Annotated in this window: 13 protein-coding genes and 1 pseudogene; 10 read left to right on the forward strand and 4 right to left on the reverse strand. The window is 56.4% G+C overall.

Features of this window, described 5'->3' with window-relative positions:
- The 8 genes and pseudogenes from tnpC to DOM57_RS12590 form a co-directional block, all read left to right on the forward strand.
- Positions 1 to 573, forward strand: a pseudogene (tnpC, locus tag DOM57_RS12555) (IS66 family transposase); the annotation flags it as partial.
- A 352-nt stretch (positions 574 to 925) separates the two neighbouring features.
- Complete coding sequence (locus DOM57_RS12560; protein ID WP_239496212.1) at positions 926 to 1,930, forward strand: TRAP transporter substrate-binding protein; 1,005 nt, start codon at positions 926 to 928, stop codon at positions 1,928 to 1,930.
- A 74-nt stretch (positions 1,931 to 2,004) separates the two neighbouring features.
- On the forward strand, positions 2,005 to 2,523 hold the full coding sequence (locus DOM57_RS12565) for a TRAP transporter small permease (RefSeq protein WP_110649546.1): 519 nt from the start codon (positions 2,005 to 2,007) through the stop codon (positions 2,521 to 2,523).
- The gene (locus tag DOM57_RS12570) at positions 2,520 to 3,800 is read left to right on the forward strand and encodes a TRAP transporter large permease (protein WP_110649547.1); all 1,281 of its coding nucleotides are present in this window, start codon (positions 2,520 to 2,522) and stop codon (positions 3,798 to 3,800) included. The genes DOM57_RS12565 and DOM57_RS12570 overlap by 4 nt, the downstream gene beginning before the upstream one ends.
- Before the next feature lie 14 nt (positions 3,801 to 3,814).
- The gene (locus DOM57_RS12575; protein ID WP_110649548.1) at positions 3,815 to 5,014 is read left to right on the forward strand and encodes an alpha-hydroxy acid oxidase; all 1,200 of its coding nucleotides are present in this window, start codon (positions 3,815 to 3,817) and stop codon (positions 5,012 to 5,014) included.
- Between the two features lie 63 nt (positions 5,015 to 5,077).
- Entirely contained in the window at positions 5,078 to 5,746 is a 669-nt protein-coding gene (locus DOM57_RS12580) for a GntR family transcriptional regulator (RefSeq protein WP_110649549.1), read from the forward strand.
- Between the two features lie 306 nt (positions 5,747 to 6,052).
- Positions 6,053 to 6,319 (forward strand): cupin domain-containing protein, encoded by a 267-nt coding sequence (locus tag DOM57_RS12585; RefSeq protein WP_204352962.1) that lies wholly within the window; start codon positions 6,053 to 6,055, stop codon positions 6,317 to 6,319.
- Between the two features lie 52 nt (positions 6,320 to 6,371).
- Positions 6,372 to 7,409, forward strand: a complete 1,038-nt coding sequence (locus tag DOM57_RS12590) for an Ldh family oxidoreductase (protein ID WP_110649551.1) — start codon at positions 6,372 to 6,374, stop codon at positions 7,407 to 7,409.
- A 99-nt stretch (positions 7,410 to 7,508) separates the two neighbouring features.
- On the opposite strand, the gene lhpI is transcribed toward DOM57_RS12590, so the two are convergent.
- The 3 genes from lhpI to DOM57_RS12605 all read right to left on the reverse strand — a co-directional run bounded on the left by lhpI (position 7,509) and on the right by DOM57_RS12605 (position 11,254).
- Positions 7,509 to 9,200, reverse strand: coding sequence for a cis-3-hydroxy-L-proline dehydratase (lhpI, locus tag DOM57_RS12595; protein ID WP_110649552.1), 1,692 nt, complete (start codon positions 9,198 to 9,200; stop codon positions 7,509 to 7,511).
- A gap of 43 nt (positions 9,201 to 9,243) precedes the next feature.
- A complete protein-coding gene (locus tag DOM57_RS12600) occupies positions 9,244 to 10,509 on the reverse strand; it encodes an NAD(P)/FAD-dependent oxidoreductase (RefSeq protein ID WP_110649553.1) in 1,266 nt (421 codons plus the stop codon).
- A gap of 517 nt (positions 10,510 to 11,026) precedes the next feature.
- A complete protein-coding gene (locus tag DOM57_RS12605) occupies positions 11,027 to 11,254 on the reverse strand; it encodes a hypothetical protein (RefSeq protein WP_110649554.1) in 228 nt (75 codons plus the stop codon).
- 378 nt (positions 11,255 to 11,632) lie between these two features.
- On the opposite strand from DOM57_RS12605, the gene DOM57_RS12610 reads away from it, so the two are divergent.
- The gene (locus DOM57_RS12610; RefSeq protein WP_110649555.1) at positions 11,633 to 12,622 is read left to right on the forward strand and encodes an acyltransferase family protein; all 990 of its coding nucleotides are present in this window, start codon (positions 11,633 to 11,635) and stop codon (positions 12,620 to 12,622) included.
- A 338-nt stretch (positions 12,623 to 12,960) separates the two neighbouring features.
- Here DOM57_RS12610 and DOM57_RS12615 read toward each other — a convergent pair whose 3' ends face one another.
- Positions 12,961 to 13,230, reverse strand: coding sequence for a DksA/TraR family C4-type zinc finger protein (locus DOM57_RS12615; protein ID WP_110649556.1), 270 nt, complete (start codon positions 13,228 to 13,230; stop codon positions 12,961 to 12,963).
- Positions 13,231 to 13,599: 369 nt separating this feature from the next.
- On the opposite strand from DOM57_RS12615, the gene DOM57_RS12620 reads away from it, so the two are divergent.
- Positions 13,600 to 14,634: a hypothetical protein gene (locus tag DOM57_RS12620; RefSeq protein WP_162619525.1), complete on the forward strand. Its 1,035-nt coding sequence runs from the start codon at positions 13,600 to 13,602 to the stop codon at positions 14,632 to 14,634.
- Positions 14,635 to 14,636 lie beyond the last annotated feature (2 nt).

Consider the following 14,636-nt stretch of genomic DNA (forward strand, 5'->3'; position numbering starts at 1 on the left):
GCCACCGCCAAGTATCAGGATGCGCTGCCGTTGTATCGGCAGAGCCAGATCTTTGCCCGTCATGGCGCGGAGATCCCGCGCCATACCCTGGCGCGCTGGATGGTTCAGGTCGGTGAGCGGCTCACGCCGCTGATCGAGACGCTACGTCGACATCTGTTACGGGCACCGCTGATCCATATGGATGAAACGACGTTACAGGTCAATCAAGAAGCCGACCGGACAGCGAGTGCCACGTCCTATATGTGGTTGCAGCGCGGCGGCCCGCCGGGACAACAGATCGTACTGTTCGACTATGACGCCAGCCGAGCCGGCCGGGTGCCCGTGCGCCTGCTGGGTGACTATGCTGGTCGCCTGGTCACCGACGGCTACGAGGGCTACGGCGAGGTGGTGCGAAAGAACGGCATCACCCATGCCGGCTGCTGGGCCCATGCACGGCGCAAGTTCGTCGAAGCGCAGAAGGTCCAACCCAAGGGCAAGACCGGCAAGGCCGACTGGGCGCTCAATCAGATCCGCAAGCTCTACGCGGTGGAAACACAAGCCAAGGCGATGGCGCCGAAGGCGCGTCAGACGCTGCTCTGACTCAGGCCGACACAGATGGGTTCGTGGATCACTGACCGACATGTGACTATCCTCGATACCAATGTGCTATTCGAGTCGATGCGCTCCGTGCCAGAGGCTCCAGTAACTGGCTGGATAGCCAGGGTTGAAACTCTCTCAAGCCCACCATCGCAACCGCAGAGAGCTCCTATCATTTCTGCAGACACCAGGCCCAATTCACCCCCTCATCGCCAAGCTAAAAGCTAAGCCGTCTGTATTTAGACAAAAGTCTTTCTAGGCGTGATAGGGAGTGAATATTAGTATATCAATCGGCTCCAGCGGGAGCCTTCGACGCCAGCGCCTGTACCAGATAACGGGGAGCACGACAATGACGCACTCACTTTCAGCCATCATAGGCCGCACTCTGGTTGGTCCCGCTTTGTTGGGGACGGCCATGTTTGCCGGACATGTCTATGCACAAAGTTCTGCAACTATTAAGGTCGCGAGTTACTTTGCGGAAGACCATCCTCAAAACGTGGCTATTCGCGAAAAATTCAAACCATATGTCGAAAGCCATTCCGACATGCAGGTGAAGATTTACCCCAACAGTTCGCTCGGTGATGAGCGGCAATACACCAATGGCGTCAGAACCGGCAGCATCGAAATGGCGATTGCCGGAATGGGACTGCAGACTGCCAAGCCGCAAATCGGGTTTCCCGAGTGGCCATTCCTGTTCGAAGACTATGATCAAGCGCAGTCGATGCTGAATGGCCCTGTCGGCGAGAAGATCGATCCCTATTTCCGTGAGCTGGGGGTAGAGCCCCTGGCGTGGACGGCGAATGGGTTTCGGGTTTTCTCGAGCAAGGAAAAAATCGACAGCATGGACGACTTCGATGGCTTCAAGCTGAGAATGCCCAACCTGGAACTGTACGTGGAAGTGGGGCAGGCGCTAGGCGCCAACGTGCAGACCATGGGGATGTCCGAAGTCTACCCGGCGCTCGAGCAGGGGGTGATCGACGGACAGGATAATCCCCTGGCTACGCTTTATCGCTCAGGGTGGTATGAGGTGCAGAACAATGTGCTGGAAAGCCGGCACATGTTTAGCCCCAACGTGTACCTGATGAATCAACAGTTTTACGACAATCTGAGCGATGACGAGAAAGACGTCATCCAGGAAGCCTCTCGCCAATCCATGGAGATGGAGTGGCAGCTGATGCGGGAATCCGCATCCCAGATCAAGCAAGAGCTCGAGAAGGCCGGCCTGGAAGTGACGGAACCGAGCCAAGAGTTTCATGATGAAATGGTAAAGGCAGTGCAGCCGATCTATGACGATTTTTACAGTCAGTATGACTGGGCTGAAGACATGGTGAACATGGTGCGTGGAGACTCCTAAAGTTCGTCATGTATATGCCAGCCATGCGGGCTCTAGGGGCGCATGGCTAAGCCGAGTGGATAAGGGGTAGTATCATGTCGATGACGACCTTGTTCGGTTTTTTGAATAAGGCAATAAGACTTGCCATCGCCTTTGCGATAACTCTGATGGTGGGGTTCGTTTTTACCAATGTCGTTCTCCGCTATGCATTTGATAGCGGATTGACATGGTCCAGCGAGGTAGCGCGGTATCTCTTCGTATGGGTTGTGTTCCTAGGATCTATCCTCGCCGTGGTAGAGCATAGCCATTTGGGAGTGGACATCCTGGTCCGCCATGTTCCCGGTTGGCTTCAGAAGTTACTTTTTCTGTTGACTACGGCCCTGACCGTGGCGGTGATGACGCTCGTGGTCAAAGGGCTTCTGGTCCTAATCGAACTGAATATGGGGATTACAGGGCCCGCCACCGATATTCCCATCAACAACTACTACTATGCCGGCATGATCGCGGCCATTCTGATGTCCGCGGTGATGGCGTACCAGGCGTTGAGCTTTGTCCTGACCGGCCGCAATGGCCCCACATGGGCATACGATCATGACCAGGAGTCGGTGTCATGATGGTCGTCGTCTTCCTTGCCGTGCTGTTCTCGTTGATGTTGATCGGCATGCCGATCGCCTTCGCCATGCTCAGCTCCGCCGTGGTGATGATGTGGACCCAGGACATGTTCAATGTCACGACACTGGCCGAGCACTTCATCACCGGCGCGAATAGCTTTGCCTTGATGGCCATTCCCTTTTTCATCCTTACCGGCGAGATCATGAATGCCGGGGGCGTTTCCAAGCGCATCGTCGACTTTGCCTCGTCACTGGTGGGCCATGTGAAAGGCGGCCTGGGCTATGTCGCCATCGTGGCAGGCGTGATCTTTGCAGGCTTATCCGGCTCCGCGGTTGCCGATACTGCGGCGCTGGGGTCGATCCTCATTCCCATGATGGTGGCGCAAGGCTACGAGAAGAAGCGCTCGACCGCCTTGGTAGCCTCCGTCGGCATCGTGGGGACCGTGATTCCGCCAAGCATTCCCTTGATACTTTATGGGGTCGTGGGCGGCGTTTCGATTACCGGGTTGTTCATGGGCGGTATCGTTCCCGGGATTCTCATGGCTATCGGGATGACGTTTACCTGGTGGCTCGTTGCCCGGAAAGCCGACACAAAGCGGCTCGAGCGTGCAAGTTGGCAGGCGCGCATCCGGAGCTTCAAACGTGCCTTCTGGGCCTTGCTGCTGCCCCTCATCATTATCGTCGGGCTCCGTGGTGGTGTGTTCACGCCGACCGAAGCGGGCGTTGTCGCAGCGGTATATGCTTTATTGATCAGTCTTTGCTATCGAGAAATCCGCCTGACGCAGCTTTTCGATGTGCTCACCAACACCGCCAAGACGACGGCCATTGTGATGTTGATTGCTTCGGCGGCCATTGTCACAGCTTACGCTATCACGGTGGCGCAAATTCCGGCGCAAATCGCCGCGGGCCTCACGAGCATTACGGATAGTCCGACACTGCTGCTTTTGATCATTATGGCCATACTGCTGCTTTTCGGCTGCGTAATGGACATGACTCCCGCCGTATTGATTTTCGCACCCGTGCTTATTCCGGTGGTCAAGCAGCTCGGCATCGACCCCATTTACTTCGGAGTGGTGATGATCATTAACCTCTCCATTGGCTTGATTACACCACCGGTGGGTACTGTGCTTTATGTGGGATGCAGCATTAGCAGAATCAGCATCATCGATATTTCGCGTGGCATATGGCCAATGCTCCTGATGTACGTGGCCATTTTGTTTGCACTAATCCTATTCCCTGAGATCGTGACCTTTCCGTTAAGTATTTTGCATAACGGTTGAACGATGGAGCTGACATGAAAAGAATCATGCCGCATAGACGGCGCTATGATCAGGCACTGAGCATTGCGGAACTTGCCGAGATCGCACGTCGACGACTTCCGAACTTCGTCTATGAATACATTCATGGTGGCTCCGACGACGAAGTTAGTCTGATGAACAATCGGGCTGTATTCAACCGCTACAGATTTACGCCCAAGACACTGACCAATGTTAGTCAGCGGGATCTAAGCCAAAACCTGCTGGGCCACAAGGTGAGCATGCCGGTCGTGATCGGACCGACGGGGTTCAACGGCATGATCACCCAAGAGGGGGATTCCAAGCTGGCCCGCGCTGCGGCAGGCCGAGATGTTCCTTTTACGCTAAGCAACGTCTCGACCCAGCCACTGGAGGAGATAGCAAAGATTCCTGGTGGATGGCCATGGATGCAGATCTACTTCTATCGCGACCATGACTATGTGGAGAACCTGGTCAACCGCTGTCGTGCATCGGGGTACGATACGATTGTCGTGACCACGGATAGCGCCATTTACGGCAACCGGGAGTGGGATACGCGTAATTACGCACGCCCCTTCGTGCTCAATTGGCGCAACAAGCTGCATGTATTGAGCAAACCACGCTGGATGAAGGATGTGCTGTATCCGAACGGTGTGCCGACCTTCAAGAATCTGGGGGATCTCTTGCCGCCCGAGGATTCTTCCGTGAAGGGCGCAGCCGCCGAAATCGGTAAGCATTTGATGCCTTCGCTGAACTGGGAGGATATCCGTTGGCTACGAGATAACTGGTCCGGCAACTTGCTGCTCAAGGGCATTCTATCGGTGGAAGAAGCCCGCACGGCGGTCGAGTACGGTGTCGACGGCGTGGTGTTGTCCAATCATGGGGGGCGTCAACTGGATAGTTCCGTCTCGCCGATGGAAATCCTTCCGGAAGTCAGGGCTGCGGTCGGAGACGAGTTCACCGTTCTATTGGATGGTGGTTTCAGGCGCGGTAGCGATATTCTCAAGGCGGTGCTGCTTGGGGCAGACGCGGTACTGCTCGGCCGCACGACACTCTATGGATTGGGGGCAGGTGGTCAGGAAGGGGTCGATCATGCACTTGGCTTGTTGTACAAGGAGATGGATCGAACCCTAGGGCTTCTTGGATGTAGCAACCTTCAGGAACTCGACCGTTCGTTGATACGCGAGTCATGTGCGGGGCAAGCGGTTAGCGCCACATAGAGCGGAAGGGTAGAATTCATGGAACAGAGCGTAATGGTCCGCGTTAGCCAGGGAACCTAGAACATGATGCAAGGGGTACAGGAGCGGTCATCGAGTGATCGTGCCTATAGCGATATACGCGAAAAGATCATTACCACCGTACTGAAACCCGGTGAAAGAATTCACGAAAAAGCGTTATCGGAAGAATTCGGCATTAGTCGCACGCCAATCCGCGAAGCCCTGATGCGATTACGTTACGACGGCTTTGTCGATATCTTCGCGCAACGAGGTACTTTTGTTACACCTATCCGGCTCGATGTCGTCAAAGCGGCCCATTATACTCGCTCGGTACTGGAATGCGCCCTGGTACGTGATGCCGCTGCTCAATGCAAGGACCGCGATGCTAGAGATTTATATGATAATCTCGAGCACCAGCGGCTAGTTTACCGGCAAGGGCAATACTACAAGATAGAAACCCTCGATGAGGAGCTTCATCAAAAGATTGCCGATATTGCTGGGCGACCATCAGTGTGGCAAATCATTTATCACGTTCAGTTGCATATCAACCGAGTTCGGATGTTGTTTCTCAATGAAGAGCGTGTGCCTGCGATTGTCGAGGAACATACGCGGATTATCGATGCTATCGCCAAGCGTGATCCCGACGCAGCGGAAAACGCAATGAAAGCGCATTTGCAGTATATGGATGAGAATATCCAAAAGTTGGCTGAGAGCTACTCAGAATATCTTTCTTGAGGGGCTTTGGCTTGGCCTACCTATAAGAGCAAGCGCGATTCATAGGCCTCCCCGTTCCCATGTCCGGCTGTGTATGATGTTGGCCATCAATTAGCCTCGAGACCTAGGAAAGCACTTTGAACACCGAGAGCCATTCACAGCTGGCCGCCTTCATCTGGTCGGTGGCGGACCTGCTGCGCGGCGATTTCAAGCAGCCCTAGATGACCGCATCATCCTGCCTTTCACGCTGCTACGACGGCTGGAGTGCGTTCTGGCGCCGTCCAAACAGGCAGTTTTGGATGCGGCCGATGAGCACCGTAACAAGCCTTGGCTGGCAAGCGAATCATCCCGATGGTGGCGACGATCGAGAATCAGGGTCAACTCATGCGGGGGGATTTCGACTCTCACGACGGTGAAGAGACGATCTTCGTCCTCGAGGGGCGAGTCGAACTGTGTCTGGAGCATTATGAGCCGGTGATTCTCGAGCCAGGAGATTGCGCCTACTTCGACAGCAAGGTCGAGCACGCCTTGCGCGCGCTGGATGCACCGGCCCGAGTTTTCTGGGCTTGTACTCATATCGATGCCCCCCAATGATCCGCTTCCAATGCGCCTGGGTGGGACAACTGAAGTTGGAGAGAGGGCAGCAATGACAACATCAACGACCCTGACCATTGGCGAGTTGGAGAGCCGGGTGGCGCGTATCTTCGAACGGTGCGGCGTCAACGCCATCGCGGCGGGCGCGGTCGCCCGGGTGATCACGGCCGGTGAGCGGGACAATTGCAAGTCTCACGGAGTGTATCGAATCGAGGGTTGCCTTCGGGTTCTCAAGGCGGGCAAGGTCGAGCCCGATGTGGTGCCGAGCGTGGCCGAGGGCGAAGGGCCTGTACTGCGGGCCGATGCCAAGGGAGGGTATGCCTCCCCAGCCTATGAGGTCGCACGGTCATACTTGATCGAGCGGGTGAAGACCCATGGCCTGGCCGCGCTGGTGATCAATGACTGCCTGCATTTCTCCGCCCTGTGGTACGAAGTGGAGGATCTGGCGCGCGATGGTCTGGCGGCTATTTCCATGTGCCCCAGCTATGCCGTGATGGCGCCTTTCGGCGGCAAGCGCCCTCTGTTCGGTACCAATCCCTTTGCCTTCGGCTGGCCGCGCAAGGGAGAGCATCCCTACGTATTCGACTTTGCGACGAGTGTCGCCGCGCGTGGTGAGATCGAGATCTATCGTCGTGAAGGCCGCTCGTTACCGGAAGGATGGGCCGTGGACGCGGAAGGCAACCCCACGACCGATCCGGCCGCCGCGCTGGAAGGGGCGATGATGCCGTTCGGCGGCCACAAGGGCTCGGCGATCGCGACCATGATAGAGCTGTTGGCCGGCGCCATGATCGGTGACTTCATGAGTTCGGAAGCGCTCGAATTCATGGGTGGCAGTTCGACGCTGCTGCCCCGGCACGGCGCGCTCGTGCTGGCGTTCGATCCTGCCGTGCTTGCCAAGGGGCGCGGGCGCGATCCTGTGGAGGATGGCGAGCGTCTGCTCGAAAGTATCGTCGATCAGGGAGCCCGCCTGCCGTCGCAGCGCCGCTACGAGGCCAGGCGAGCAGCGGAGCGTGACGGTATCGCGCTCTCGCCTCAGGAGATCGATCTACTCGACAGATTGGAAACCATGGGGCTGGACGCTATCGATTGATATCCGCTTCGGATGGAGCCACTGCAATCGGGCTCCATCCGGATTCCCTGGCCTGCCCGCCGCCAGGTGGCGAAGGCGAGAGCTAGATCGGTTCGGGGCTCAGGCCGTTCTTTCCGGCTCGAGCCACTTAGGGAGCGTCGACGAGACCTTCCCGCTACAGGCGGCCTCGACACATTCGGCGAGACTTCCGAAGCGCACGGCACGGCCACTCAGCCCCGGGCCGTAGTGCGCATACTTTCCCGAGTTGGTCATCAGCGCGCGCGTCGAGGTCGGAAATACCGGCTCCGAGATCGAGCACCAGCAGAGATCGGCGTGCAGCCTCACTCCTGCAGCGGTGAGTCGATCGGCCAGCCCTTCATTGCGAGCCCGCTCCAGTGTGTCGCGTCCCAACGTGACGATCGTCGTCACCGAGTCCGCACAGTGGCGGCCGGCCATCAGAGCAGCAAGTCTGCGGCACTCCTGGAGCGAAAAGTGAGGGCTACCGAACGCGACCAGTTCGATCGCCTTGGAGCTCGCGTTGAGCTGCCGCCATACCCGCGCCAGGTCCGCGGTTGAGACTGTAACTCGGTCGGCGTCTTCTGCTACTCGATCGGCCTCGGGCGTGATGCCTTCGACATGTAGCATGGGCGCTGCAGATGTCGTGCCGAAAGCCGCGCAGAGCGCCTTTAGGCCGTCATCGCTGGGCGACATCGAGGCGACGCCTCTGATCACTGGAATACGATCCGGGGAGAGTTGGCCGGCCAGATAGCCGAGCAGCGGCCAGAACGCGTCATCGCTGTCCTCCGCCAGCGGAGCGACATCGATGATACGGCGAGCCTGTCGGTGTTCGTCGAGATAGACACCGTAGTAGGGCGAGCGCCCCGTCAGTGCAATGCATAGGTCGAGTAGGTCAGGATGCTTTGCCGTGCGGGCACCGAGAACGCTATTGGCATAAATGACCGCGTTGGACTCCGCCCAGGCGACGACCTCACCCGCTGTCGGTTGGGTGTCGAGCAGGTAGGGAGCGCAGGTGAAGCTCGGCTTGGCACCCATCTCCACGTAGACGTCGGCAAGCCGAGCCGCGGGTTCCCCGAACGCCGACGGAACGCCTTGGCTACGCCAGTGCGCATAGTCGACCGAGATCGAATTCATGGTGGTGGGAACCCGGACTTTGGCACCCATCTCGGCGAAGATTTCCGCGAACCGAAGTAATGCCGGGCTGGCGTAGATGCAGCCGTCGATATGGACTTGAGCGACATCGACCAGATGTATCGCGTTCTCGATCACGGCCATATCGTAGAGAATACGCATGGCGGTTTGGGCCGCGGTGCCGAATTTCCCCTCCAACATTCGGCGATCACTCTCCGACAGCGATAGCGCCGAGGCATCCATGGACGGTAAAGCGCAGTCGAGCGTTCCTGCCACTAAGCGGTCGTTATCGATGATGGCATGCCTTGCCGTGCAGAAGATCGCATGATCACGCTCACTGAGCTGAATGACCGGTATGGTCTGGCCGAAAACGTGGCGTGCGACCAGCGCGCCCAAAGTGAGAACGCTCTCCGACTCTTGAAAGACCAGCGCCGCTGGCGCCTGGCCATTCCGAATCAACTCCAGCAAGACGCCGCTACCAGTGCAGGAACCACGGCTGGTCGGCATGGCCAGGACCTTGCCGCTGACGCTTTGGCCTGCCAAAGGGTGGTGCCGATCGATGATGAGGCCCGTCTCGGCATTCACACCGCCCCAGAAACTGAGGCCTTGCTGACAAGGCAGAATGGCAGCTTCGGCTTGTCCGGGGATGATACTGCGGGTCATGTTATCTCTCTTGTTAGCGGCCAAGGCCACTTAATGATGCCTCTTAATGCCTATTGAAGCGGTCGGGACGGAACGGGTGGATATCGATCTGTGGCGTTTTATTCATCAGGATATCGGCATTCAGCTCTGCCGTGATCGCCGCCTGGGTCAGGCCAAGATGCTGATGGCCGAAGGCGAACTGAACTTGGGAATGTTTGGGATGTTTGCCGATAACCGGTAGCGAATCCGGCAGGGTAGGTCGGAACCCCATCCATTCATCGACATTTTCCAGCCCGCTGCTGTCTGCCAGGAGAGCGGCGGCGTGATGCTTCAACGTACGGTAGCGTTTGGCACTTGGCGGCAAGAAGAGGCCGCCAAGTTCCGAGAAACCGACAATCCGTAGACCGCATTGCATCGGTGTCATGACCACGTTCCGATCGGCGGAACCGATCGGTTGGCGCAAGGCCCCCAGCCGTCCGCTCAATGTCAGGTGATGTCCACGTTCGGTTTCCAGGGGAATGTCCAGCTCCAGCTTCGATGCCAGCTGACGACTCCAGGCGCCAAGCGCGACGATGACATGTTTGGCGTTCACCTCGCCTCGGTCACTGGTGACTACCACGCCGTCATCGACGACGCGAATATCCTCGACCGAGGCTTCGACGATCTCTCCGCCGGCTTCACGAAATGCCGCCACGAGACGTTGGACGACCCGATAGGGATCGCTGACCTGGTAGGCGTTGGGGAACAGCAGGGCGTGCTGGATCGCTTGACTCAGACCGGGATCGCGCCGATGTACTTCCTCATGGCCGAGAATTTCCGATTCGATGCCGTACTGGCGAAGTTTCCGTTGTTTTTCCCGCGCTTGGCCCAAACCACCGGGCTTTTCCCAAACGGTCAGATAGCCGGATGCGATCAGTTCATCGGCGGCGCCAATCGAGCCGAGACAACGCTGCCAAGCAGCGACCGAACTGGCGTTGAGTGCCGCCAGGGCTGTGCGTCCGCTATCGACGGAATGACGGCGAGCGGCGAGCGCGAAACGGACCAGCCAGGGGGCGATGGTCGGCAGATAACGTGGAGGCAGGGATAGCGGACCGTGCGGGTCGATCAGCAGCCGTGGCGCTTTGCACAATGTTTCCGGGGTCGACAACGGATCGATCAGTTCGGTGGCCAGGTAGCCCGCATTACCGAAGGATGCGCCGCGGCCCGGCTCACTTCGATCCATGACTCTGACCCGGTAGCCCAACTGCTGCAACTTGAGCGCACTTGTCATGCCGATGAGGCCGGCGCCGGCGATGATCACGTCAGGGGAAGGCGGTACTTCAGCTTTCATAAAAGACTTACTTCTCGTTGTTGGCAGAATCGACATCAACCCCGTGCCGTAATTTTCCATGCTCGGGGGCATGTCGCTGGAAGCCGCTGTCCCGGATATTACACGTGAATGGATCTAGCCGTGTTGGATGACACTACAACGGGAAGTAACCAGCATGCGCTTGCCTGCTGAATTATATAAAACTTCCCCCCTTACGCATCCCGCCGACCGCTCTCGATGGTCATCATGCATGAGCGATAGCAGCAGCATTAGGCACATTCTACAACGGGAAAGCCCAGTTTCGGTGCCTACTGGATGGCACTCGAGTCAGCGAGCTAATAAGAAACCCGGCCTGCGCGAGAATGATATCCGCGTCCCGGCCGGGAAGAGAGGGGCCTACCCATCACGAATGAAAAGGCATTGGAGACACGTGACTTTTTGACCAAGTCACCTATTTAGCATGCATAACACTCATAATATTAGTAAGTCCTAAATTGAAGTGTTTTGTAACCTCCATGGCGATGGACTCGTCATGTCGTCAACGCCCGGACTGGCGAGGTCGCCCCTGTGGCCCGATCGGGCGGCTCAGCGCCTTCTGGATCGCTAACTGGCGATCGTTTCCCTCGTCCATGAACTTCTTGATCCGTGTCTTCAGCGTACCAACCGGCATGCCAGCTTGCTTGGCTAGCGATGCCAAGCTGTCCTCTCGCTGCTGCCGCTTCTTTTTGGTCAACGGAATCTGTTTTTCCAGTTCTGATAATTTCATCCATGACTCCTGTCACGAGCCGGAGTGGTCCCTAGCCAAGTTGAATTGTATACAGTAGCAGAACTCGCTAACCCGCCGTCACCTAGATGGCAGATAAATTTCTCGGCAATAGGTTATATCGCAATAACCACCTCTGAGCATTAGTTGCGTCGCAGCGAAAACGTTTGACTGGCACAGGTCCACTGTCGCTGACAAGGGTTTAAAGTCACGTTCGGCGCCCCATTAGCTACATTAGGTGACGCTTAATAACAGTGCCGCTATTACAGGTTCCCTATTCTTTTGAGAAGCCGCATCGGCCTAATACGGCGATTCAGCATGGGCGGGCGGGAGATTAAGAGTGACGAATCACTACCATAAACACATGTCAGGGGAACTCGGATGGTCTTCAATATCCAGGCGCTTAGGGCACTTGCGGCACTGATGGTCGTCTTCCATCATGTCATCCTTCATGCTGACAGTTACGGCGTCAGCTTGATTTATATGAACTTTCTTTCGGGGTGGGGCGCCAGCGGCGTCGATATCTTCTTCGTGATTTCCGGCTTCGTCATGGTATATACCCAGATGCGTGTCAAGCGCACACCCATGGGGTTCCTGAAGAATCGCATCGAGCGCATCGTGCCTATCTACTGGCTATTGACACTCGTCATGGTCAGCCTGCTGCTATTGATGCCCGCGTTGTTCCGAGAGAAAACGTTCGACCTGGTCTGGTTCGTGACTTCAATGACGATGACCTCTCAGTTCTTCACGGGCAGCCACCCCATCATCAACGTGGGATGGACCTTGGAATACGAAATGCTGTTCTACGTACTGTTTGCGTGCAGTCTCGTGTTGCGAGGCCTGTTCGGGACGGTGTTGATGACTTCGGCGTTACTGGGGTTCGTCTACCTGCTTGGTTATTCGGACGCCATTATTTTCGAATTCATGCTGGGAATGGGAGTCGCTTACGCCTTTCGTGCCAGAATCGGTGCCGCTCTCGGTTATCCACTCTTGTTGGCGGGAGGGTTGCTTTTGGGAATGAGCCTGATTGTAGAGCTAGGATGGCACCGTCTGTTCGTATGGGGTGTTCCGGCCGCACTGATCGTCATGGGCGCATGCTACGTACCGCAGATCAATAACGCGATGGTACTGTTTTTGGGAGAGGCCTCCTATAGTATCTATCTTACCCATATGTTTGCGTTGCCGCTGATCTACAAGTTGGCGATCCGTTTTCTGCCGTCGATTCAGACCGATCTGCTTGGTCTGCTCTGTTTTGTTGTGGCGGTGGCAGGAGGCTGTGTATTCTATCGCTGCATCGAACAGCCGATAACGCGACGATTCAAGGCTCGGCGTTTGGTACCCGAGAAAGCCATCTATAAAGAAATGGCCTGAAGTGCTGAACCGCACTGCAGTATAAAAAAACGCCCGGTACAGGATTTACCTGCCCCGGGCCGAAAGATCGCGGGATCGCGACCATGAACCTAGGCTGCCTGATGTAGGCGATAGTTCGCTGGCAAAATTAGCGCTAGCTGTTTTATTTGCCGCTTGAAAATCAACATATAGTATAAAATTGGCTCAAAAGAGCGTTCTGGCTACTAGATTAGCAGTATTTCAGAGGAAGAGAAAAGGAAATTTGCTGCAACTTTAGTTTTGGTTAAATTAGTTTCTGAAAATATAATGGATGGCGAGATTAAGCACTTGATATACAAAAATAAAAACGAAAGAAAAAGTTAACGTAATTGACTATCTTTGCTGCCACGGCGGTTATAGCCGGCATGATGGCTCTGGCGTCGGTCGGCTTCAGCCTGGCATTCGATGCATAGCCTCACCCCGGGCACTGCTTGACGCCGGGCTTCGGGAATGGGCTCGTCGCACTCTTCGCATGAATGCAAGCTCGGCCCGCGCCGCTGAAGCCTTTGGCGAGCCTCGTTGATGCCATCTTCGACCGTGCTGTCGATCTGATCCTGCACAGCGCCGTCTTTTGCCCAACCGCTAGCCATGTCGTTCTCCTGTCGTGGGATATACCAAGATGGTGGCACGTCGGCGCGCAAGCAAGCCCTGGATGTCGGGTGCAGTCACCAAAGCCGCCTTTCAGGCTACTTTTGTCGTCAGCCTTGACGAGAGAGGCCATCGACACCCGGTCGCCGAACGACTTGGGTGCTGGTGATGGCGATGTTTCAGTCGTAATCGGGCGCATGAACAAGATCAGACTGGCAAAGGGTATCGAGGATGATATTGAAGCACGAAAAAGTTTAAGCGATATCAGTTTGAGGTAGGGTTCTTCTGCCGTTTCTCGGCGGCATGGTTGCCACTGTCTGAAGGATGACTTAAATCTGAAGCGTTACATAACGCAACGATTGAGGATAACCATGAAGTTGTTTCTCCATCCCGGACATGCGAAATGCGGTTCGACAAGTATTCAGAGAGCGACCATCCGCAATCGTGCCATCCTGGCGGGGCATCATGTCGTTATCCCCGATTCTCAACTGCGCTTGCCTGGCGAGAGCGGGTTCAATCCGCATGCAGAAACCCCGCGAAAATTCTTCCGCCAAGTAATGGAGAGCGGCGACACCGACCGATTGGCCGCGCGCCTGCATGCTTGGCAGGACGCCCCGCAATGGCGGGATGCTACATTCCTGATTTCCGCGGAAAATCTCGTCAACCACCTGATGCAGCCTATCGGCCGACAGATTCATGGACTACTGACGGAATCTTTCGAATCCGCCGAGGTGATCTATTACGTTCGACGTCAAGACGATTACGTCCTGTCGGCCTGGCAGCAGTGGGGCTTCAAGGAGGGCAAGAAGTTCGAGGAGTACTATAAAGAGGCTCAACGTCGCCGTAATCCTCATTACTGGGCGATAGCCCAGATGTTCAGCCAGCTCTATGGTCGTGACAGCGTGACAGTCAGGCCACTCACGTCGGCTGCTCTGAAGGACGGCGATCTCTTGACGGACTTCTTCAGCCGGTTGGCCGATGATTTGTCGGATTTCGATTTCGACCAGTCGCGCAGCAACATCAGCTTGAATCCTTTCTTCTGTGAAATCCTCGCGGAACAACGTGGACTGTTCAAGAACGTTCACGACGACGAACTCAAGCAGCGGTTGCTTCAGACCCTGGGGCCGGAAAGCGAGCTGTTCCGCAAGGAGAAGGCGTTCATGTCGCCAGAAGCAGTCCGCAGCATCATGGACCATTACCTCGAAGAGAACCGCCAACTTCATCGGCAGTTCTTTCCGCACCTGGACTTCGATACGGTCTTTGGGCCGCGCCGGGATGACGATCTGGCCGATGCCGACCGCCGGCGGCTCTCTCGTCAACGGGAAAAGATCATCCAGAAGCGCGCCATCCGGGAACTCATCGGATTGTTGCAATCGGAAAAGCGAGAGCCGCACATGACGGCCTAGTC

This window comes from Salinicola peritrichatus, assembly GCF_003206715.1.
Taxonomy (GTDB): domain Bacteria; phylum Pseudomonadota; class Gammaproteobacteria; order Pseudomonadales; family Halomonadaceae; genus Salinicola; species Salinicola peritrichatus.